At 72.5% G+C, this 22,292-nt stretch carries 16 protein-coding genes; 9 read left to right on the top strand and 7 right to left on the bottom strand.

Annotated features, from left to right (window positions below):
- Positions 1 to 11 precede the first annotated feature (11 nt).
- Positions 12 to 1,589: an NlpC/P60 family protein gene (locus tag ACGF12_RS03935; protein WP_393025091.1), complete on the bottom strand. Its 1,578-nt coding sequence runs from the start codon at positions 1,587 to 1,589 to the stop codon at positions 12 to 14.
- Positions 1,590 to 1,931: 342 nt separating this feature from the next.
- Between ACGF12_RS03935 and ACGF12_RS03930 the strand changes: the two genes are divergently transcribed.
- Complete coding sequence (locus ACGF12_RS03930; protein WP_393025089.1) at positions 1,932 to 3,113, top strand: anion permease; 1,182 nt, start codon at positions 1,932 to 1,934, stop codon at positions 3,111 to 3,113.
- A gap of 189 nt (positions 3,114 to 3,302) precedes the next feature.
- Complete coding sequence (locus ACGF12_RS03925) at positions 3,303 to 3,548, top strand: hypothetical protein (protein ID WP_393025086.1); 246 nt, start codon at positions 3,303 to 3,305, stop codon at positions 3,546 to 3,548.
- Between the two features lie 76 nt (positions 3,549 to 3,624).
- Here the strand turns inward: ACGF12_RS03925 and ACGF12_RS03920 are convergent, their stop codons facing one another.
- Both ACGF12_RS03920 and ACGF12_RS03915 read right to left on the bottom strand, forming a co-directional pair.
- Positions 3,625 to 5,172: an MDR family MFS transporter gene (locus tag ACGF12_RS03920; RefSeq protein ID WP_393025083.1), complete on the bottom strand. Its 1,548-nt coding sequence runs from the start codon at positions 5,170 to 5,172 to the stop codon at positions 3,625 to 3,627.
- A gap of 129 nt (positions 5,173 to 5,301) precedes the next feature.
- The gene (locus ACGF12_RS03915) at positions 5,302 to 5,751 is read right to left on the bottom strand and encodes a MarR family winged helix-turn-helix transcriptional regulator (RefSeq protein ID WP_393025080.1); all 450 of its coding nucleotides are present in this window, start codon (positions 5,749 to 5,751) and stop codon (positions 5,302 to 5,304) included.
- A 112-nt stretch (positions 5,752 to 5,863) separates the two neighbouring features.
- On the opposite strand from ACGF12_RS03915, the gene ACGF12_RS03910 reads away from it, so the two are divergent.
- Positions 5,864 to 6,910 (top strand): ABC transporter permease, encoded by a 1,047-nt coding sequence (locus tag ACGF12_RS03910; RefSeq protein ID WP_393025077.1) that lies wholly within the window; start codon positions 5,864 to 5,866, stop codon positions 6,908 to 6,910.
- Positions 6,911 to 7,017: 107 nt separating this feature from the next.
- Here the strand turns inward: ACGF12_RS03910 and ACGF12_RS03905 are convergent, their stop codons facing one another.
- The 4 genes from ACGF12_RS03905 to ACGF12_RS03890 form a co-directional block, all read right to left on the bottom strand.
- Positions 7,018 to 8,232 carry an ROK family protein gene (locus ACGF12_RS03905; RefSeq protein WP_393025074.1) on the bottom strand — a complete coding sequence of 405 codons (1,215 nt, stop codon included), beginning with the start codon at positions 8,230 to 8,232 and terminating at the stop codon, positions 7,018 to 7,020.
- Between the two features lie 18 nt (positions 8,233 to 8,250).
- Positions 8,251 to 8,781: a GtrA family protein gene (locus ACGF12_RS03900; protein ID WP_393025071.1), complete on the bottom strand. Its 531-nt coding sequence runs from the start codon at positions 8,779 to 8,781 to the stop codon at positions 8,251 to 8,253.
- Positions 8,782 to 8,825: 44 nt separating this feature from the next.
- Complete coding sequence (gene lon, locus ACGF12_RS03895; RefSeq protein WP_393025068.1) at positions 8,826 to 11,240, bottom strand: endopeptidase La; 2,415 nt, start codon at positions 11,238 to 11,240, stop codon at positions 8,826 to 8,828.
- Positions 11,241 to 11,409: 169 nt separating this feature from the next.
- The gene (locus ACGF12_RS03890; protein ID WP_393025065.1) at positions 11,410 to 12,204 is read right to left on the bottom strand and encodes a rhomboid-like protein; all 795 of its coding nucleotides are present in this window, start codon (positions 12,202 to 12,204) and stop codon (positions 11,410 to 11,412) included.
- A gap of 562 nt (positions 12,205 to 12,766) precedes the next feature.
- On the opposite strand from ACGF12_RS03890, the gene ACGF12_RS03885 reads away from it, so the two are divergent.
- The 6 genes from ACGF12_RS03885 to ACGF12_RS03860 all read left to right on the top strand — a co-directional run bounded on the left by ACGF12_RS03885 (position 12,767) and on the right by ACGF12_RS03860 (position 22,292).
- Complete coding sequence (locus ACGF12_RS03885) at positions 12,767 to 13,504, top strand: response regulator transcription factor (protein ID WP_181970677.1); 738 nt, start codon at positions 12,767 to 12,769, stop codon at positions 13,502 to 13,504.
- A gap of 83 nt (positions 13,505 to 13,587) precedes the next feature.
- On the top strand, positions 13,588 to 14,718 hold the full coding sequence (locus ACGF12_RS03880; RefSeq protein ID WP_393025062.1) for a sensor histidine kinase: 1,131 nt from the start codon (positions 13,588 to 13,590) through the stop codon (positions 14,716 to 14,718).
- A gap of 287 nt (positions 14,719 to 15,005) precedes the next feature.
- Entirely contained in the window at positions 15,006 to 18,734 is a 3,729-nt protein-coding gene (locus tag ACGF12_RS03875; protein ID WP_393025059.1) for a multifunctional oxoglutarate decarboxylase/oxoglutarate dehydrogenase thiamine pyrophosphate-binding subunit/dihydrolipoyllysine-residue succinyltransferase subunit, read from the top strand.
- A gap of 240 nt (positions 18,735 to 18,974) precedes the next feature.
- Entirely contained in the window at positions 18,975 to 20,933 is a 1,959-nt protein-coding gene (locus tag ACGF12_RS03870) for a protein kinase (RefSeq protein ID WP_393025057.1), read from the top strand.
- Positions 20,934 to 20,983: 50 nt separating this feature from the next.
- On the top strand, positions 20,984 to 21,166 hold the full coding sequence (locus ACGF12_RS03865) for a DUF6104 family protein (protein WP_270144164.1): 183 nt from the start codon (positions 20,984 to 20,986) through the stop codon (positions 21,164 to 21,166).
- A gap of 202 nt (positions 21,167 to 21,368) precedes the next feature.
- Positions 21,369 to 22,292, top strand: a complete 924-nt coding sequence (locus ACGF12_RS03860) for a DUF4097 domain-containing protein (protein WP_393025053.1) — start codon at positions 21,369 to 21,371, stop codon at positions 22,290 to 22,292.

Below are 22,292 nucleotides of genomic sequence, written 5' to 3'. Positions count from 1 at the left end.
GTGGTACCGCGTCAGTGCAGCAGACCGCCCAGCGGCAGGGTCGCCGTGGCGCTGCCGGGGGCCGAGGCGCCGGCCGAGCCGGTGGTGCTCGGGGAGCCCGGGCCCGTCGGAGTCTGGGTGGGAGTGCCGGTCGGGGTCCCGGTGGGCGTCTGGGTCGGCGTACCGGTCGGGGTGCCCGTGGGCGTCTGCGTCGGGGTCTGGGTCGGGGTGCCGCTGCCGGACGGCGTGCCCGGGTCGCTCGGAGTGCCGGAGCCGGTGGGCGTGCCCGGGCCCGACGGGGTGCCGGTGCCGGAGGGCGTCCCGCTCGGCGTCCCCGGGGTGGCCGGCTGCTGGGTCGCCGGGCTGCCCGGTGCGGGCGTGGGCGTGACCTGGTTGGCCGGGCTGGGCGCGATCGGGGTGACGGAGTCCCAGCCCTTCGGCAGGTCGGGCACCTTCCAGGCGCCGCCGGCGTCGTCCGCCGCGCCGTCCGGGTCGGGCCGGACGGCGCCGAGGATCGGCATCGAGCCGATCGGGGAGACCTTGATGAACGCCCCCGGCCGCGGGGCCTGGACGATCAGCCCGCCGCCGATGTACATCGCGACGTGCGAGGCGTCCTGGAAGTAGATCACCAGGTCGCCCGGCCGCAGCTGGTTCAGCGGGACGTGCGGCAGCTGCGCCCACTGCTCCTGGCTGGTGCGCGGGATCGGCTTGCCGGCGTGCAGCCAGGCCTGCGAGGTGAGGCCTGAGCAGTCGTAGGAGTCCGGGCCGATGCCGCCCCACAGGTACGGCTTCCCCAGCTGCGCCAGCGCGAAGACCACCGACGCGCGCCCGGCCAGCGAGGGGGTGCGCTCGCCCTTGCCGAGGACGCCGGAGGCGAGGAAGGCGAGCTGGGCCTCGTCGGCCTTGGCCTTCTCCACCTGCTCCAGCTCGGTGCGCTGCGCACCGGTCAGCGAGGCGACCAGCTGTTCGACCGAGGCGAGGTCGGCCGCGACCTTGGCCTTGGCGGCGTCCTGCTGGGCGACCAGCGCCTGGGAGGTCTTGAGCGCCTCCTCGGTCTGCTTCTTCAGCCCGTCGAGCGCCTGCCGGTCGGCCTTCAGCTTGTCCAGGAACTCGGACTGCGAGCGGCTGGCCGCCGCCAGCAGCTCGGCGATGGTGACCGCCTCGTACGGGTCCTTGGAGAGCAGCAGTTCGGCGTACGCGGAGGCGGCGCCGTTGCGGTACTGGGCGGCGGCGAGCTGGGCGGCGATGTCCGTCCCGGTGTCGACCTGCTTCTGCTGCCGGTCCAGCTTGCCCTGGAGGTCGGTGAGCGCGGCCTGCTGCTCGGCCACCTTGGCGACCGACCCGTTGTACTGCTCGGTCGCGGCCTCGGCGCTCTGGTAGAGCCCGTGCAGCTGGTCGAGCAGCGGCCCGAGGGTGGCCTTGGCCTCGGCCAGCGGGTCCGCGCCCGGGGCCACCGCGACGCCCGTTCCCGGGTCGGGCGCGGCGTAGGCGGCCTGGGCGGCCGCCGGCAGGGCGAGCGCGGCGGCCGCGAGGACGGCTCCGCAGCGCAGGGCCGCCCGTACCCAGGGGCGTACGCCCGTCGACTCCGTGCGCTGTGCAGCCCCGCCCATGGGTGGTCCTCCCCGCCCGATTGCCCCTGCCCTGCCCCCGGTCCAGCCGGATCCCGCCGATCCTCCCACGGGTTACTCACCGGAAACAGGGCGCACGCGGACCTGGAGGTTAATTCTCGATTTGATCTGTGAGACAGCTCTCAGCAAAAGCGGGCGAACCCGGACGTTCTTCGCTAAGGTCCAGCTCAGCGCGGTCCAGGTCACCCTTCCGAAAGCTGCCGGACATCGTCAGGCCACCAGCGGAACCACGATTCCCGGCTCAGTTCACCTTCCGTTTACCAAACCGACCTACGGTCGCGACGTCACCAACGTCCGTGCGACAACTACGACGATTGTTTGGGTATGGAACACATCTCGTTCCTGGTTGCCGTTGTGATCATCACAGCGCTCGCCTTCGACTTCACCAACGGGTTCCACGACACCGCCAACGCGGCCGCCACCGCGATCGCGACCGGGGCCCTTCGTCCGAAGGTCGCGGTCACCATCGCGGCCCTGCTCAACTTCGCGGGTGCGTTCCTGTCCGTGAAGGTCGCCACCACCATCTCCGGCGGCATCGTCAACGAGAAGGCCGGCGTTCATCCCGAGATCATCTTCGCCGCACTGGCCGGCGCGATCCTCTGGAACCTGCTGACCTGGCTGCGCGGCCTGCCGTCCAGCTCCTCGCACGCCCTGTACGGCGGCCTGATCGGCGCCACGATCGTCGGCGTCGGCATGAACGGCGTCAACTTCGACACCGTGATCACCAAGATCATCATCCCGGCAGTCGCCTCCCCCGTCGTCGCCGGTCTCGCCTCCTGGGGCGCCACCAAGCTGGCGTACGCGATCACCCGCAAGGGCAACGCCGCGGCCACGGACAAGGGCTTCAAGACCGGCCAGGTCTTCTCCTCCTCGCTGATCTCGCTCGCGCACGGCACCAACGACGCCCAGAAGACGATGGGCATCATCACCCTGACCCTGGTCTCGGTCGGCGCCCTGCCGCACGGCGCGCTGCCCCCCACCTGGGTGATCGTCTCGGCCGGCGCCGCCATCGCGCTCGGCACCTACATGGGCGGCTGGCGGATCATCCGCTCGATGGGCAAGGGCCTCGCCGACATCAAGCCGCTGCAGGGCTTCGCCTCGGAGTCGGCCGTCTCGACCGTCATCCTGACCTCCTCGCACATGGGCTTCGGCCTCTCCACCACCCAGGTCTGCACGGGCGGCATCATGGGCGCCGGCCTCGGCAGCCCGAAGCCGGAGCTGCGCTGGAGCCTGGTCCGCCGCATGGTCTACACCTGGGGCCTGACCTTGCCGGCCGCGGCCGTGGTCTCCGGCGGCGCGGCCGCGCTGGCCCGGCAGGGCACCTGGGGCGTCGCCGTGGTCGGCGCCGCGCTGGTGGCCGGTTCGGGCGCGATGTGGATGATCTCCCGCCGCCAGCCGGTCAGCGCGGACAACGTCAACGACATCGCCGAGGTCACCCCGGTCGAGGTCGCCGCCACCTCGGCGAACGCCGCCCCCACCCCCGCCTCGACCACGGTCGCGGCCTGAGCGCCGCAGGCCCAGGGCGTGTCTTGAGGGTCCTTGCCGGGTCCGCGACGCCGGTGCACGCACCTCGCCGCGTTGTCGTCGGTCGCCAATGCTCCGCAGTGGCTCCCTCCTCCGCCTTGCGATGCACGCACCCCAACGCCGCGGCCTGATCCGACAAAACCCACAAGACACGTCCTCGGAGCACTCACCATGCACATCAAGTGGACCGCCCTGGCCCAGACCGCCGGCATCAGCTTCGGCGTCACCGTCGCCGTGGTCGCCGTCTTCGCCCTCGGCATCCTGGCGCTGTCCCGCCGCGAGGCCGCGCTGGGCGCCCGCGAGGGTGGCCGGGCCTCCGGCGGCGCCCAGCCCGTCCTGCTGGCCGGCGCGTACGCCTGCTTCGCCGTCTGCGCGGCGGCCGTGCTCTACGGCTTGATGCTGATCGCCGCGCCGTAGTCCTTCCGGAACGCCGAACGGGCCGGGGAGTGTCGATCACTCCCCGGCCCGTTCTCGCGCGTCCCCGACTCGCCGGTCAGTTCTCCTGGGTGGTCTTCAGCGCGGTCTCCCGGATGAACAGCACCGTGACGAAGGACAGCGCCGCGAACGGGGCGGCCCACAGGAAGACGGTGCCGATGCCGTGGCCGAAGGCGTCCGTCACCAGCGGGACGATCGGGGCCGGCAGCTTGGCCAGGTCCGGGATGCCGCCGCCGGCCGCCCCGTGCCCGGCCGGGATGTGCGCCGCGGCCAGGTTCGCCGCCAGGTAGTCGCCGACCTTGGTGCTCAGCAGCGCGCCGAGCGCGGAGACGCCCATCGCCCCGCCCATGGTGCGGAAGAAGGTGACCACGGAGCTGGCCGCGCCGAGCTCGTGCCGGGGCACCGTGTTCTGCACCGCGAGCACCAGGTTCTGGCTGGTCAGGCCGAGGCCGACGCCGGTGATCGCCATGTAGACCGAGAGCAGCCCGTAGTTGGTGTCGACCCTGGCGGTGCCGAGCAGGCCGAAGCCGATCGCCAGCAGCGCGGTGCCCGAGACCAGGTAGGCCTTCCACTTGCCGTACTTGGTGATCAGCCGGCCGGCCACGGCGGAGGAGACCGCCAGGCCGATGATCATCGGCAGGGTCATCAGGCCGGCCATGGTCGGGGACTTGGCCCGGGCCAGCTGGAAGTACTGGCTGAGGAAGGTGGTCGCGCCGTACATCCCGACGCCGACCAGCACGCTGGCGATCGCGGCCAGGGTGACGGTGCGGTACCTGAAGAGGTCCGGCGGGATGATCGGCTCGGCGGCGCGGCGCTCGACCACGATCGCCAGGGCGCCCAGCAGCAGGCCGCCGCCGACCATGGCCACGGTCTGCCAGGACAGCCAGGCGTAGTTCTTGCCGGCCAGCGTGATCCAGATCATCAGCAGGCTGACGGCGCCGGTGATGACCAGCGCGCCCAGGTAGTCGATCTTCGCCGGGCGCTTGACCACCGGCAGCTTCAGGGTGCGCTGCACCACCAGGATCGCGGCCAGCGCGAACGGGATGCCGACGTAGAAGCACCAGCGCCAGCCCAGCCAGGAGGTGTCCACGATGACGCCGCCGATCAGCGGGCCGCCGATGGTGGCGAGGGCGAAGACCGCGCCGAAGTAGCCGCTGTAGCGGCCGCGCTCGCGCGGCGGGACCATCGCGGCCAGGCAGATCTGGCCGAGCGCGACCACGCCGCCGGCGCCGATGCCCTGCAGGGCGCGGCAGGCGATCAGCTCGCCGGTGTTCTGCGAGAGGCCGGCCAGCGCGGAGGTGGCGATGTAGATCAGCAGGGCGATCTGCAGCAGCAGCTTCTTGCTGGCGAGGTCGGAGAGCTTGCCCCAGATCGGGGTGGAGGCGGTCAGGGTGAGCAGGGCCGCGGTGATCACCCAGGTGTAGGCGGACTGGCCGCCGTGCAGGTCGGCGAGGATGTGCGGCAGGGCGTTGGAGACGACGGTCGACGAGAGCACGGCCACGAACAGGCCGAGCAGAAGGCCGGACAGTGCCTCCATCACCTGCCGGTGGGTCATCGGTCGGTCGTCGACGGCGGCTCCGGCTGCCGCCTCGGCTGTGACGGTCATCTGAGTCCTTCGCTGGGAGCGGTGGGGATGCGCGGGCAGGAAAATTCGTTGCCTTAAGCAACCATAGGGTAGATGGTTGACTAAGGCAACTTTCTTCAAGCCGAAGCAAAGCCCCCGGGCGGGGCCCGATCACTCCGCGGGCGGCTCCCCCAGCACGTCGTTGAAGCGGTGCAGCAGCTCGGCGAAACGGGCCACATCCTCCTGCGACCAGCCGCCCATCACCTCGCGCACCCGCCGCATCCGCACGTCGTACGCGGCCAGATAGCGCTCGCGCCCGTCCTCGGTCAGCGAGACCAGCGCGGCCCGGCGGTCCTGCGGGTCCACCTCCCGGGCGACCAGGCCGAGCTCCTCCAGCGCGCGGATCTGTCGGCTCACCGTGGGCTTGCCGACCGCGAAGTGCACGCCGACGTCCGTCACCCGCACCCGCCCGGCCTGCTCGATGTAGGCGAGCATGCTGTACCCCAGGCCCTCCAGCTCGGGGCGCACCCGGCGTGAGAGTTCCGCCACTCTGGCGCGGCCCCGCCGGAACATCAGCCCGACCTCGCGCTCCACCGCCACCAGGGCTTCCTCGTCCGTCACGGCGCCAGTATCGCCCAGCGGCGGTGGCCGGAAAGCGGTACGGGAGTTGAGACGAGCCAACTAGTTCATGGTATTAAGTATCCGATTTCTTCCGATACGCAAGGAGATGTGGATGGCCGCCCCGGGGCAGGGTTTCGTCGCGGAACTGAAGGGCGCGGTCACACCGCGTGCGGCACTGCTCGTGATCGGCGTGCTGCTGCTGCAGCTCGGCTTCATCACCTCGTACGTCGGGGCGCTGCACCACCCGGCCCCGCACAAGCTGTCGATCGCGGTGGTCGCCCCGCCGCAGGTCACGCCCAAGCTGGTGGCGGCCCTGGAGTCGGTGCCGGCCGAGGCCGTCAAGCCCGTCACCGCGCCGGACGCCGAGACGGCGACCCAGCAGATCAAGGACCAGAAGATCTACGCCGCGCTGGTCGTGAACCCGACCGGCACCGAGGACACCCTGCTGGTCGGCGGCGCCCGCGGCACCTCCGCCGCCAAGGCCGCCGAGACCGTCACCACCGCACTGGACAAGGCCCAGGGCCGTACGGTCAAGGTCGAGGACGTCGTGCCGCTGGCCAAGGGCGACACCAACGGCCTCTCCGCCTTCTACCTGGTCATCGGCTGGTGCGTCGGCGGCTACCTGGTCGCCTCGATCCTCGGCATCAGCGCCGGCTCCAAGCCGGCCAACGTCCACCGCCTGCTGATCCGCCTCGGCGCCCTGGCGCTGTACTCGGTCGGCGCCGGCCTCGGCGGCACGATCATCGCCGGGCCGGTCCTGGACGCGCTGCCCGGCTCGGTCCTGGCCCTGACCGGCATCGGCGCCCTGGTGGTGTTCACGGTCGGCGCGTTCACCATGGCGCTGCAGTGCCTGTTCGACGTCATCGGCATCGGCATCGCGGTGCTGGTCTTCGTGGTGCTGGGCAACCCGAGCGCCGGCGGTGTCTACCCGGCCCCGATGATGCCGCAGTTCTGGCGGGCGATCGGCTCGCTGATCCCCAACGGCGCCGGCACCAGCGCCACCAAGTCCATCGCCTACTTCGGCTCCACCAACCTGGGGATGCCGATCCTGGTCCTGGTGATCTGGGCGCTGGTCGGCATCGGCGTCGCCTACCTGGCCGTGCTGCGCGGCCCGCGCTCCGGCGGCCGCGAGATCGTCGCCGAGCCCGCGCAGGCCTGAGCCCCCCGGCCTCGAAGCACCGCTGACCTCGGGCCTGTCCGACGGACCCTCGCCGGGCAGGCCCGAGTGTCGGCCGGGGGCTCCTCCGGGTTCCGGGAGCGCCGGCCTCAGCCGCCCGCGAGCGACCCCGGGTCGGCGACGATGGCCCGCACCACGCCGACCGCCGCGCCCAGCAGCGGCCCGCGCCGCCCGAGCGTGGAGACCGTCAGCCGGTCCTGCGCCCAGGGCCGCACCGTGACCCGGGCGGCCAGCTCGCGGCGCATCGCCGGCAGCAGCCAGGGCGCCAGCCGGGCGTAGCCGCCGCCCAGCACCACCTCGGCCGGATCCAGCAGGTTGACCGCCCCGGCCGCCGCGATGCCGAGCGCCGAGCCGGCCCCGGCCAGCGCCGCCTGGGCCGGCTCGTCCCCGGCGCCGGCGCGTTCGGCCAGCAGGGTCACCCAGTCGCCGCGCGCACCGGTCAGCCCGGCCGCCCGCAGCACCGCCGCCTCGCCCGCGTACTGCTCCAGGCAGCCGTGCGCCCCGCAGGCGCAGCGCGGCCCCTCCGGGTGGACGGGGACGTGGCCGAACTCGCCCGCGTAGCCGCGCGCGCCGCGCAGCAGCCGGCCGCCGACCACGATCGCCGCGCCGACCCCGGCCTCGGCGGAGACGTAGAGGAAGTCCTCCGGGCCCTCGTCCAGCCACCGTTCGGCCAGTCCGCCGAGGTTGGCCTCGTTGTCCGCCTGCACCGGCAGTTCGGCCAGGCGGTCCCCGGCGCTGCGCAGCGCCGGGCGCAGTTCGGGGGCCAGCGGGACGTCCTGCCAGCCGAGGTTGGCGGCCCGCTGGAGCACCCCGCTGGCGCCGACCAGTCCGGGCACGGCCAGGGTCAGTCCGGCCGGGCGCAGGCCCGACTCGGCGACGGCGGATCGCACCAGCCGGGCGAGGTCGGCCATCACGGCGGCGGGCTGCCGGCCGCGGTTGACGACTTCCTGGCGCCGCCAGGCACGGACCTCCCCGCGCAGGTCGACCACGCAGGCGCCCAGGTGCCGGACGCCGATCTCGGCGCCGAGGCCGCCGGGCCCGAGCGGGTTGAGCCCGAGCGCGGTGCCGGGGCGGCCGACCTTGCCGCTCGGCGCGGCGGGGCCCTCCTCGATGACCAGACCGGCGGAGATCAGCTGTTCTGCGAGCGAGGAGACCGCGGCCCTGGTCAGCCCGGTCTCGGTGGCCACCTCGGCGCGCGAGCGCGGGCCGCGCGCGATCACCCCGAGCACCAGGGCCAGGTTGGCCCGGCGCATCCCCTGCTGGCTGGCGGGCCCGGTCCGGACGCCGTCCGGCTCGCCGCGCATAACTCTCACCTCACGGTCTTACGAGACATCCCGTGGCATCTCGGGTGCAGCGTAACCCGGCCGCGCCCGCTCGGCGGGACCGGTGAAGACCCACCGCCGTACCGCCCAGAAGCGGAACAGCATCGCGACGAAGGTCCCGACGACCATCCCGCTGAGGAAGTCGGCGAACTCCTGGGTGAGCGGGTCGACGTACGGCTCGCGCAGGTCCAGGGCGTACCGGGAGAGCGCCAGCGGAACGTCGTTGACGCCGATCGCCACCGCGCTGACCAGGAAGAACAGCAGGGCCTCCCGCCCGTGTCCGTCGGTGCGGAAGGCCCAGCGCCGGTTGAGCACGTAGGAGACGACGGTGGCGATCACCGTCGCCACCGTCAGCGCGACCACCGGCTTGTGCTCCAGGACGGTGAACTTGAGCCCGACGTCGATCACCGCGGTGAGCACGAAGCAGCCGCCGCCGACCACCAGGAACTTCACCAGCCGGCTGTGCCGCACCAGGAGCGGGCGCAGCCGGGCCGGCACCCGGGCCAGGACGCGCTGCGTGGGGGACGGCATCTCCGCAGTGTGGCACGCGGAGCTGCCGTCGGCCCCGGCGTGCGCTACGCCGCGGCGGCGACCAGCACCTCGGCCGGCTCCAGGGCCAGCTTCAGCACCTCCCGCACGTCCGACACCGGGTGGACGGTGAGCCGCTCCAGCACCTCGGCCGGGACGTCGTCCAGGTCGGCCTCGTTGCGCTTGGGGATGATCACCGTGGTGACCCCGGCCCGGTCGGCGGCGAGCAGCTTCTGCTTCACCCCGCCGATCGGCAGCACCCGCCCGGTCAGCGACACCTCGCCCGTCATCGCTACGTCGGTGCGCACCTTGCGGCCGGAGAGCAGCGAGGCCAGCGCCGTGGTCATGGTGATGCCGGCGCTCGGCCCGTCCTTGGGGACGGCCCCGGCCGGGACGTGCAGGTGGACGCCTCGGTCGCGCAGCGAGGTGACCGGCAGTTCCAGCTCGGCCCCGCGCGAGCGCAGGAAGGAGAGCGCGATGTGCGCGGACTCCTTCATCACGTCGCCCAGCTGCCCGGTCAGCGTCAGCCCGGTGCCGCCGGTCTCGGCGTCGGCCAGCGAGGCCTCGATGTAGAGGACGTCGCCGCCGGCGCCGGTGACCGCGAGGCCGGTGGCCACGCCGGGGACGGCGGTGCGTCGCTCGGCGGGCTCCTGGGCGGACTCCGGCACGTGGTGCGGCCGGCCGATCAGGGCGCGCAGGTCCTGCGCGCCGACCGTGGCGGGCAGCTCGCGCTCGCCCAGCTCGGCCTGTGCGGCGATCTTGCGCAGCACCCTGGCGATCGAGCGCTCCAGGGTGCGCACGCCCGCCTCCCGGGTGTACTCCCCGGCGAGCCTGCGCAGCGCCTCCTCGTCCACGCTGACCTGCCCGTCGCCGAGGCCGGCCTTCTCCAGCTGGCGCGGGAGCAGGTGGTCGCGGGCGATGACGACCTTCTCGTCCTCGGTGTAGCCGTCGAGCCGGACCAGCTCCATCCGGTCGAGCAGCGGCTCGGGGATGGCCTCCAGCACGTTGGCGGTGGCGAGGAAGACGACGTCGGACAGGTCGAGCTCGACCTCCAGGTAGTGGTCCCGGAAGGTGTGGTTCTGCGCCGGGTCCAGCACCTCCAGCAGGGCGGCGGCCGGGTCGCCCCGGTAGTCGGAGCCGACCTTGTCGATCTCGTCGAGCAGGACGACCGGGTTCATCGAGCCGGCCTCCTTGATCGCCCGCACCAGCCGGCCGGGCAGCGCGCCGACGTAGGTGCGCCGGTGGCCGCGGATCTCGGCCTCGTCCCGGACGCCGCCGAGCGCGACCCGGACGAACTTGCGGCCCATGGCGCGGGCCACCGATTCCCCGAGCGACGTCTTTCCGACCCCGGGGGGCCCGACCAGGGCCAGCACCGCGCCTCCCCGGCGGCCGCCGACCAGCCCGAGCCCCTGGTCGGCGCGGCGCTTGCGGACGGCCAGGTACTCGACGATCCGGTCCTTGACGTCGGTCAGCCCGGCGTGGTCGGCGTCCAGCACGGCGCGGGCGCCGGAGATGTCGTACGCGTCCTCGGTGCGCTCGTTCCAGGGCAGCTCCAGGACGGTGTCCAGCCAGGTGCGGATCCACGAGCCCTCGGGGGACTGGTCGGACGCGCGCTCCAGCTTGTCCACCTCCTTGAGCGCGGCCTCCCGCACCTTCGCGGGCAGGTCGGCGGCCTCGACCCGGGCGCGGTAGTCGCCCTCCTCGTCGGCCGGGTCGCCGTTCAGCTCGGCGAGCTCCTTGCGGACGGCCTCCAGCTGGCGGCGGAGCAGGAACTCCTTCTGCTGCTTGGCCACGCCCTCCTCGACGTCCTTGCGGATGGTGTCGTTGACCTCCTCCTCGGCGAGGTGGTCGCGCAGCAGGGTCAGCGCGTACTCCAGGCGGGCGACCTGGTCGGCCTCCAGCAGCACCTTGAGCTTCTGCTCGGCGGTGACGAAGGGCGCGTAGCCGATGTTGTCGGCGAGTTCGCCGACGCCCTCGATCTGGGCCACCCGGTCGACGATCTGCCAGGCGCCGCGCTTGCGCAGCCACTGGGTGGACAGCGCCTTGTACTCCTTGACGAGCTCGGCGGCCCGCCCGGCCACCGGCGTGCCGACCGAGGACTCCCGGAACGGCGTGGTCTCCACCCAGAGGGCGGCGCCGGGGCCGGTGGTGCCGACCCCGATCCGGACCCGGCGCACGGCGCGCACCAGCGCCACCGGCTGCCCGGCGGTGTCGGGGCCGTCCGCCAGGCGGCCGACCTGCTCCACGGTGGCCAGCGTGCCGACCGCCGCGTACGAGCCGTCCACCCGCGGGACCAGCAGGACCTGCGGCTTGCCGGAGCCGGTGGCCGCGGCGCGGGCGGCCTCGACGGCGGCGCGCACCTCGGTGTCCTTCAGGTCCAGCGGGACGACCATGCCCGGGAGCACGACCTCGTCGTCGAGCGGCAGTACGGGCAGGGTGAGCGGAGTGGACGTCGAAGCCATGATCTCTCCCCAGTCAGCGAACTTGAGTCGACCTGACTAAGGCCTGGCGCCCACCGAATGTTCCCGGCGCCTTGTTCGCCATGAGCGAACAGGGAGACCACGGGACGACCCGGCGGACGGCACCGTCAAAAGCGCGGGGAAAGGTCAGCCGGACGGGGCGGCCGGTCGGTCAGCGCGCCGCGGCGGACGGCCGTGCGGCGGCGTGCACCGCGGCGGGGGCCGACCCGGCCGCCGGGACCGTCGCCGAGCGCCGGCGCGGCCGGGGCCGGCGCCGCTCGGCCCCGCGCAGCCAGCGCCACAGCGCCACTCCGGCGAGCACCGCGGCCGGGTGCCCCACGGCCGTGACCACGTCCTTCTCGGTGGCGATCTGCTGGGCGATCATCAGCCCGGCGCCGCCCAGCGCCAGCAGCCGCCCGCGCCGGGGCAGCAGCCCGGCCACCGCACCCAGGCAGGCGAGCACGCCGTAGCTGACCCCGATGTCCAGGTAGTCCATCGCCTCGGGCGCCATCCGCCCGGTCTCCACCGCGGTGATCACCACACCCTGGGAGAGCAGCGTCGCGGACACGTGCCCGATCGCGAACACCGCCGCCGCCCGGGCCGGTCCGACCCTGCGCTCCAGCGGCGCGAGGGTGAAGGCGAAGCCCCACAGGTACGGCATCCACACGTTCCCGGCGACCCAGAACCCACTCAGCACAAGAGCGCGCAAAGGATGCTGGAGCAGGTTGTGGCCGTCCGAACTGGAGGCCTCCTGCAGCCGCTGGACGAGTTCCGGATCGGCGAGCGTGGCGAAGGTCGTGGTGGCGCCCACCACGGCGAGATATCCGAGCGTGAAGGGGTTGCGCCGAGGTGTCGGAACCCGTTCCAGCAGCCACTCGAAGACACCGGTGCGCAGCCCGTGGCGGAGCATTCCGTACGGCACCCGCGCGGCCACGCTCCCGCCGGCGTCGCGCCGCAGTCCAGCCATGCCGCCTCCGCTCCACGCCCGCAGCCATCGGTCCTCGCCGCAGCCCAACGTACCGGCGCGGGGCCCTGATTCCACCCGGCGGAGCGTTGTCGTGGCCACGGTACGTCGAGGTTCTGAGAGGCACCTGAGAAAAGCCCGTGAAGACCGTTACCCCGGGGACCGGCCGGATTACCGGTATAGGTCCAGACCTTCTTCCGATTGACGCGTCAGTAGGGCCTCTGACCGGCGACTTGGCGTCAACTGGACTGCATACGTACCGTTACGCAGTGAAAATTCGCCGGGTAAGGTATCGGCCCGTGCCCACTCGTGCAGTGGGTCCGCGGGCGGCCGAACGGCCGCCCCACGGGCCGGAAACGTCCGGTCCACCTGCCGGAAAGCATCCGCTGTCCGTACGCTGCGATGTGCGCGGGAGACGTGGACGGGGAACCACCCGTCCTCCGCTCTCCTGGGCGCGCGACGGGACGGCGGACCCGGCACAGTCCACGACGGAACAAGACTACGAGCGGAGCCCCGCCATCCCCACAGGTGGCCGGCCCGCAGCCCTGGGGGCGGTGGCGTGACCGTGACAGAAATTCAGCAGGACAACCACAACGCCGGTGGCACGGTGAGCAGCCAGCGCAGAGTGCTGGTGGTGGAGGACGAGCCCACGATCGCGGAGTCGATCGCGGCCCGACTGGGCGCGGAGGGCTTCAAGGTCGCCGTGGCCCACGACGGTCCGGGCGCGGTGGACGGCTTCCACACCTGGCAGCCGGACCTGGTGGTCCTGGACATCATGCTGCCCGGCTTCGACGGCCTGGAGGTGTGCCGCCGGATCCAGGCGCAGCGTCCGGTGCCGGTGCTGATGCTGACCGCGCGCGACGACGAGACGGACCTGCTGGTCGGCCTCGGCGTCGGTGCCGACGACTACATGACCAAACCGTTCTCGATGCGCGAACTGGCCGCCCGGGTCAACGTGCTGCTGCGCCGCGTCGAGCGCGCCCAGCAGGCCGCCCGCACGCCCGCGCTCGGCAGCCTGCGCTTCGGCGAGCTGGAGATCGACCACGTGCAGCGCCGGGTCCGGCTGGCCTCGGGCGACGTCCACCTGACGCCCACCGAGTTCGACCTGCTCGCCTGCCTGGCCGCCCAGCCGCGCGCGGTGCTCACCCGCGAGCAGCTGCTGGCCGAGGTGTGGGACTGGACCGACGCGTCCGGCACCCGCACCGTCGACAGCCACGTCAAGGCGCTGCGGCGCAAGATCGGCGCCAGCTGGATCCGTACCGTCCACGGCGTCGGTTACGCACTGGAGGCCCCGCTCTCCTGACGGCGGGAGCTTCGGGCGACGGGCCACCGGGGGGCCCGCGTCCCGAGACCGCCGTGCCACCGCGCGGGGATCACAAGGGACCAATGACCTTTCCACAGCAACGCAACGGGGACGCCGACGGCGCGCGCCCGCAGACGCTGGCCGCCCGCGCCGCCCGCCGGGTCTGGGCCGACATCCGCCCGCTCGACCCGGTCCGCTCGATCAAGGGCAAGCTCGCCCTGCTGGTGATCGTCTCCGTGTTCCTGGCCACCGGGATGGTGGTCGTGGCGATCCGGTCCGAGACCCAGATCCGGATCATCATGGTCTTCTCCATGATCGCCTCGCTGCTGTTCATGCAGTTCCTCGCGCACGGGCTGACCGCCCCCCTGCGCGAGATGACGGACGCCGCCCGCGCGATGGCCTCCGGCGACTACAGCCGCCGGGTCGAGGTGAACTCGCGCGACGAGATCGGCGAGCTGGCGGCCGCCTTCAACGCCATGGCCGCCGACCTGCAGGCCGCCGACCAGCACCGCCGCGAGCTGGTCGCCAACGTCTCGCACGAGCTGCGCACGCCCATCGCCGCGCTGCGCGCCGTGCTGGAGAACGTGGTGGACGGCGTCGTCCAGCCCAATCCGGCGACCCTGGAGGCCGCGCTGGAGCAGACCGAGCGGCTCGGCCGCCTGGTCACCCACCTGCTGGACCTCTCCAAGATCGACGACGGCGTGGTCGACCTGGACGCCCGCCCCTTCGAGGTGCGCGAGTTCCTGGACGGCGTGCTGCGCGGGGTCACCGTGGACGGCGCGACGGCCGGCGGCGCCTTCTCCAGACGCGGCGACGTCCGGCTGGCCCTGGAGGTCAACCCGGCCGGCCTGACCGCCGTGGCGGACCCGGAACGGCTCCACCAGGTGGTCGCCAACCTGGTCGACAACGCCTGCAAGCACTCCCCGCCCGGCGGCACGGTGACCGTGCGCGCCCGGCCCGAGGGCGAGGAGGGCGGCCTGCTGCTGGAGGTCCAGGACGAGGGCCCCGGCATCCCGCCGGCCGACCGCACCCGGGTCTTCGAGCGGTTCAGCCGCAGCGGCACCGCCACCGCCTCCGGAGCGGGCGCGGACGGCGGCACCGGGCTGGGCCTGGCCATCGCCCGGTGGGCGGTGGACCTGCACGGCGGGCGGATCGCCGTGGCTGAGTCCCCGAGCGGCTGCCGGATCGAGGTCCGGCTGCCCGGGCAGCGCTGAGCGGGCCGGGACATTTGTCACAGATCCGACACAGACGCACACGAAGGTCATCGGACGGTCCAGTCGAGGCTTTGTCCGGTTTCGTCCACATATGGGGGGCGATCGGGCCCGATCGGTTCCCCTCAGATACGGCTTTCTAACGTAGTTTTTCAGCCAATCTGCAGGTCAGGACTGTGATCTGGGCGACGCCTGGGGCCCGGGGACTGCGCGATCACTGGTCAGGGGCGTAGCCTTAATCCCCGCTGTCCAAACATCCCAAAAGGAAGCGGAAGAGGGCGGTTGCCGCCGTGTCGCCACATCCTGAAACCCCCAGCTCGGCAAGCTCCACTGGCTTTGGTCCCAATGAGTGGCTCGTCGATGAGATCTACCAGCAGTACCTCCAGGACCCGAACTCGGTCGACCGAGCCTGGTGGGACTTTTTCGCCGACTACAAGCCCGGTACCGAGGTGACCCCAGTGACCCAGGCCGCGACCCAGGCCGGCCCCACGCCGACCCCTGCCGCTGCCCCCGCGCCCGCCGCTGCTGCTGCTCCGGCCGCGCCCGCCGCCCCGGCCGCTCCGGCCCCGGCCGCTGCCCCGCTCGCCGCCGCGCCGGCCGCGCCGCCGGCCCCGAAGGCCGCCGCCGCTGCCCCGGCCGCGGCCGCCGCCCCGGCCGGCCCCGAGCTGGTCCAGCTGCGTGGCCCGGCGAAGGCCGTCGCCACCAACATGGACGCCTCGCTGGAGGTGCCGACCGCGACCTCGGTCCGCGCCGTCCCGGCCAAGCTGTTGATCGACAACCGCATTGTCATCAACAACCACCTGCAGCGCGCCCGCGGCGGCAAGGTCTCCTTCACCCACCTGATCGGTTACGCCCTGGTCCAGGCCATCAAGGCCGCCCCGGGCATGAACCACAGCTACAAGGTGGAGGACGGCAAGGCCTTCCTGGTCAAGCCCGAGCACGTCAACCTGGGCCTGGCCATCGACCTGGTCAAGCCGAACGGCGACCGCCAGCTCGTCGTCGCGGCCATCAAGAAGGCCGAGACCCTCGACTTCTTCGGCTTCTGGCAGGCCTACGAGGACATCGTCCGCCGGGCCCGCGCCAACAAGCTGACCATGGACGACTTCACCGGCGTCACGGTCTCGCTGACCAACCCCGGCGGCATCGGCACCGTGCACTCCGTGCCGCGCCTGATGCAGAACCAGGGCACCATCGTCGGTGTCGGCGCCATGGAGTACCCGGCCGAGTTCCAGGGCTCCGCCCCGGAGACCCTGGCCCGCCTCGGCGTCTCCAAGATCATGACGCTGACCTCGACCTACGACCACCGCGTCATCCAGGGCGCGGCGTCCGGCGAGTTCCTGCGCGAGATCCACCGCCTGCTGCTCGGCGAGAAGGGCTTCTACGACGAGATCTTCGAGTCGCTGCGGATCCCGTACGAGCCGGTCCGCTGGGCCACCGACGTCGCCACCACCCACGACGACGAGGTCAACAAGACCGCCCGCGTCATGGAGCTGATCCACTCCTACCGGGTCCGCGGCCACCTGATGGCCGACACCGACCCGCTGGAGTACAAGCAGCGCAAGCACCCCGACCTGGACGTCACCACGCACGGCCTCACCCTGTGGGACCTGGAGCGCGAGTTCGCGGTCGGCGGCTTCGGCGGCCAGAAGATGATGAAGCTCCGCGACATCCTCGGCCTGCTGCGCAACACCTACTGCCGCACCGTCGGCATCGAGTACATGCACATCCAGGACCCGACGCAGCGCAAGTGGCTGCAGGAGCGCCTGGAGAAGCCGTACGCGAAGCCCGAGCGCGAGGAGCAGCTGCGGATCCTCCGCCGCCTGAACTCCGCCGAGGCCTTCGAGACCTTCCTGCAGACCAAGTACGTCGGTCAGAAGCGCTTCTCGCTGGAGGGCGGTGAGTCGCTGATCGCGCTGCTGGACGCGACCATCGACTCCGCCGCCGAGCACCGCCTCGACGAGGCCGTCATCGGCATGGCCCACCGCGGCCGCCTGAACGTGCTGGCCAACATCGTCGGCAAGCCGTACGGCAAGATCTTCGGCGAGTTCGAGGGCAACCTCGACCCGAAGTCGATGCACGGCTCCGGCGACGTCAAGTACCACCTCGGCTCCGAGGGCACCTTCACCGGCCTGGACGGCGAGCAGATCAAGGTCTCGCTGGCCGCCAACCCCTCCCACCTGGAGACGGTCGACCCGGTCGTCGAGGGCATCGCCCGCGCCAAGCAGGACATCCTGGACCAGGGCGGCACCACCTTCCCGGTGCTGCCGATCCAGATCCACGGTGACGCGGCCTTCGCCGGCCAGGGCGTCGTCGCGGAGACCCTGAACATGTCGCAGCTGCGCGGCTACCGCACCGGCGGCACCGTGCACATCGTGGTGAACAACCAGGTCGGCTTCACCGCCGCCCCGGCGTCCTCGCGCTCCTCGATGTACTGCACCGACGTGGCCCGCATGATCGAGGCCCCGATCTTCCACGTGAACGGCGACGACCCGGAGGCCGTGGTCCGCGTCGCGCGGCTCGCCTTCGAGTTCCGCCAGGCGTTCCACAAGGACGTCGTGATCGACCTCATCTGCTACCGCCGCCGCGGTCACAACGAGGCCGACAACCCGTCGTTCACCCAGCCGCTGATGTACGACCTGATCGACAAGAAGCGCTCGGTGCGCAAGCTGTACACCGAGGGCCTGATCGGTCGCGGCGACATCACCATGGAAGAGGCGGAGCAGGCGCTCCAGGACTTCCAGGGCCAGCTGGAGAAGGTCTTCGCCGAGGTCCGCGACGCGGCCCAGGCGCCGGCCGGCACCACCACCGGCAAGCCGGTCGCCGACTTCCCGGTCTCCATCCAGACCGGCATCTCCCAGGAGATGGTCAAGCGGATCGCCGCCTCGCAGGTCAACCACCCGGACTGGCTGACCGTCCACCCGCGCCTGCTGCCGCAGCTGCAGCGCCGCGCCGCCTCGGTCGAGGACAACACCATCGACTGGGCGATGGGCGAGACCCTCGCCATCGGCTCGCTGCTCATGGAGGGCCACCCGGTCCGCCTGGCCGGCCAGGACAGCCGCCGCGGCACCTTCGGCCAGCGGCACGCCGTCCTGATCGACCGCAAGACCGGCGAGGACTACACCCCGCTGCAGTACCTCACCGAGGACCAGGCCCGCTACACCGTCTACGACAGCCTGCTGTCGGAGTACGCGGCCATGGGCTTCGAGTACGGCTACTCGCTGACCCGCCCGAACGCGCTGGTCATGTGGGAGGCGCAGTTCGGCGACTTCGTCAACGGCGCGCAGACCATGGTGGACGAGTACATCGCCTCCGCCGAGCAGAAGTGGGGCCAGCACTCCGGCGTCACCCTGCTGCTGCCGCACGGCTACGAGGGCCAGGGCCCGGACCACTCGTCCGCCCGCCCGGAGCGCTTCCTCCAGCTGTGCGCGCAGGACAACATGACGGTTGCGGCGCCGACCCTGCCGTCGAACTACTTCCACCTGCTGCGCTGGCAGGCGCACAACCCGCACCACAAGCCGCTGATCGTCTTCACCCCGAAGTCGATGCTGCGTCTGAAGGCCGCGGCGAGTGCGACCGAGGAGTTCCTGTCCGGCTCGTTCCGCCCGGTCATCGGCGACACCACCGTCGACCCGGCGCAGGTCCGCAAGGTGATCATCACCTCCGGCAAGTTCTACTACGACCTGGCGGCGGCCCGCGCCGAGCGCGGCGTCACCGACACCGCGATCGTCCGCATGGAGCGGCTCTACCCGCTGCCGGTGGCCGAGCTCCAGGAGGAGCTGGCCCGCTACGGCGACAACGTCCAGTTCATCTGGGCGCAGGAGGAGCCGGCCAACCAGGGTGCCTGGCCGTTCATCGCGATGAACCTGGTCGACCACCTGCAGGTCGTCATCGGCCGCAGCGGCGGCGACGCCCGTCTGCGCCGCGTCGCCCGCACCTCGGCCTCGTCCCCGGCGGTCGGCTCGGCCAAGCGGCACGCCGCCGAGCAGCAGGCGCTGATCGAGGAGGTCTACGCGCTCTGACGCGCTGAGGCCCCGCACCACCGCTGACGCCCGCGGCCCCCGACTCCCGACCAGGGAGTCGGGGGCCGCGGGCGTTCCTGTTCACGTCAAGGTCGCAGCTCTGCAACCAAACGGGGACCGGCCCGCACGAGTTCCTGACGGATCGATAGGTTATGCCTCGCCAGATCGCCGCCCGGCGCCCGTCATTGTGCCCGCGGCCCCGGCCGAACGACCTCACCGCTCTCCCAGGGGGATCACCGCATGACCGCCGACACGTCGCATCCCGGCAAGCTCCCTCCGGTCTTCCAGCCGCTCCTGCCCGATGACCCCCGGGAGGTCGGCGGCTACCGGCTGTTCGCCCGGCTCGGCGCCGGCGGCATGGGCCGGGTCTACCTCTCGTACACGCCGGGCGGGCGTCCGGTGGCGCTCAAGGTGGTCCGTCCCGAGTTCGCCGAGGACGTCGAGTTCCGCCGCCGGTTCGCGCAGGAGGTCAGCAACGCCCAGCGGATCCACGGACTGTACACCGCGCAGGTGATCGACTCCGGCGGCCTGGACTCGGACGCCCCCTGGCTGGTCACCGCGTACGTGCCGGGCCCGTCCCTGCAGCAGGTGGTGCGGGAGAACGGCGCACTGCCGGTCCGCACCGTGCTGCTGCTGATGGGCGGCATCGCCGAGGCGCTGCAGGCGATCCACAGCGTCGAGGTGGTCCACCGCGACCTCAAGCCCGCCAACGTGCTGGTCGCCGGGGACGGCCCCCGGGTGATCGACTTCGGCATCGCCCGGGCCGCCGACGCCACCGCGCTGACCGGCACCGGCTACCGGATCGGCTCCCCCGCCTTCATGGCCCCCGAGCAGGCCCAGGGCCGTGCCGTCACCCCCGCCACCGACGTGTTCGCGCTCGGGGCCCTGGCCGCGTACGTGGCCGGCGGCACCGCGCCGTTCGGCGACGGGCCGGACACCGCGGTGCTCTACCGGGTGGTGCACGAGGAGCCGGACCTGGAGGCCGTCCCGGCGGACCTGCGGGAGCTGATCCAGCGCTGCCTGGCGAAGTCCCCGGAGGACCGCCCCAAGCCCGCCGAGATCATCCAGGCCGCCCGCAACCACCCGGAGGTCGGCGGCCAGCTGCGGTTCGGCGAGGACTGGCTGCCCCGGCAGGTCAACACCGAGATCACCCGCCGCTCCGACCTGCCCAGGACCCCGCCGACCCCGCTGCCGGCCACGCCCACCACCCCGCCGGCCCCGGCCGCTCCCCCGCAGCCGGCCGGCGCGCCGACCCACCCGGCCACCGCGGTGCCCCCGCCGCAGCAGCCCGCCACACCCCCGCCGGGCTTCGCCCCGCCGCCGCTCGGCGCGTACGGCGCGCCGCAGCCGCCCACCGAGACGCCGACCGCCCCCGTGCTGCCCACCCCGCCGACCGTCCAGCTCCAGCCGGAGCCGCCGTCCTTCGACACCCCGCCGCCCGGCCCGGTGGTCACCGCCGTCACCCAGGCACCGGAGCCGGAGCCCGGGCGCAAGGGCGGGGTGTCCTGGAAGGTGCTGCTCACCGTCGCCCTGGTGATGGCGGTCGGTGGCACCGCCGGCGGCGTGGTGCTGATGAAGAAGCTGGACGACGGCAGGAAGGGCACCAGCAGCACCGGCACCGCGGCCCAGCCGGGCACGGGCGCCCAGCCCGGCACGAACCCGGCGCCCACCCAGGGCGACTCCCTCCCCAGCCCGACCGGCGCCGCCAACCCGCCGGTGACGGCCGCGCCCTCGAAGTCCGGCCCGGGCTCCGTCTCCGCCCCCGCCCGGCCGGTCGGCTACACCCTGCTGCTGGACAAGAAGCCGCTCTCCGTCCCGGCCGCCGAGTACTCCTCCGACGCGTACCGGATCGACCTGAACGCGGGCACCGTGGTGCCGCGCAGCGGCTCCAGCGACCTGAAGTGGGGCCTCGGCGTCACCAACACCGGCAGTGGCAGCAAGGCCAACTCCTTCGAGAGCGCGGGGGACGAGAAGTCCGACTTCGCCGTGATCACCGAGCCCACGGTGACGGCCGAGCAGTGCGCCGCCGCGATCGACTCCCGGCCGGACACCGACCTGACCTACAACCGGGTCGCGCCCGGCCGTCTGCTCTGCATCCGTGACCGGGAGACCCGCAACATCGCCATCGCCGCGATCACCACGGCCGACCCGACCACGGGTGCCGCCTCGGTGACCCTCAGCACCTGGCGGGCCGGCTGACCGGCCGGTCTATCCTGACCAGGTCAATCCCCATCCGACCGGAGCGAACCGTGTACTTCACCGACCGAGGCATCGAGGAGCTGGAGAACCGGCGCGGCGACGAGGAGGTCACCTTCGAGTGGCTGGCCGAGCGCCTGCGCGAGTTCGTCGACCTCAACCCGGACTTCGAGATCCCGGTCGAGCGGCTGGCCACCTGGCTGGCCCGGCTCGACGACGAGGACGACGACGAGTGACCCGGTGACCGCCGGACGAAGGGCCTGGGAGGCAACCGCCTCCCGGGCCCTTCGTGTGTCCCCGTAAGGGAGGCCTCGCGGTCGGCTCCGGGATTCCTCCGGGGCGGGTCCGGGGCGGAAGCCCTTGCATTTCCCGGAACGCGATATATCGTCTTCAGAAGAGAACGCGATACATCGCGATCCGCAACGGGAGGCGGCAGAGATGAGCCAGTGGACGATCGAAGGGCCGGGCAGGACCACCTTCGAGGACGCGGTCCGCGCGCTGCACGTGCGCGTCATCGACGGCTCGGTGAACGTGGTCGCGGCCGAGGGCCCGGCCCGGCTGGAGGTCACCGAACTCAAGGGCGATCCCCTGCACGTGACCCTGGCGGACGGCGTCCTGACGGTCACCTACAAGGACATCAACAGCTGGAGCGAGTTCGGCGACTGGATCAAGTCGATCGGCTCGGTCCGCAGCTTCTTCGACTCCTTCAAGCGCAAGCGCTCCGTCGCGGTCACCCTGACCGTCCCGGCCGGCACCGACGTCAAGCTCGGCACCGTCTCCGCCGACACCAGCGTCACCGGCATCGACGGCCACGTCTCGGTGCAGAGCGCCAGCGGCGACACCACCCTGGCCGCCCTGACCGGCCGGATCGACGCCGGCACCGTCACCGGCGACGTGGACGCCCAGGCGGTGGGCGGCCGACTCAAGGTCAACAGCGTCTCCGGACAGCTCACCGTGATCGCCGGCACCGCCGACAAGGTCCAGGCCAACACCGTCACCGGCGCCGTCACCCTCGACCTCGACGTGGCGGGCGGGACCGACGTCAAGGTCAACACCGTCAGCGGCGCGGTCGTGGTCCGCATCCCCTCGCTGGCCGACGCCACCGTCGAGGCCGGCTCCACCAGCGGCGAGGTCTCCAGCACCTTCGACGAACTCAAGATGAGCAGCACCTGGGGCGCCAAGAAGATCTCCGGCCAGCTCGGCGAGGGCCGCGGCAGCCTCAACGTCACCACCGTCTCCGGCGCGGTCACCGTGCTGCGCCGCCCCGAGCCCGAGGACGACGCCCAGGCGGTGGTCAAGGAGCTCCCGGCCGCCCCCGGCTCCGACACGCCCGCCGGGCCCGACCTCACCAAGGAGGCCTGA

Source organism: Kitasatospora sp. NPDC048296, from assembly GCF_043201815.1.
Lineage (GTDB): Bacteria > Actinomycetota > Actinomycetes > Streptomycetales > Streptomycetaceae > Kitasatospora.
The sequence above is the reverse complement of the archived record's forward strand: the minus strand, read 5'-3'. Positions and strand labels throughout refer to the sequence as shown.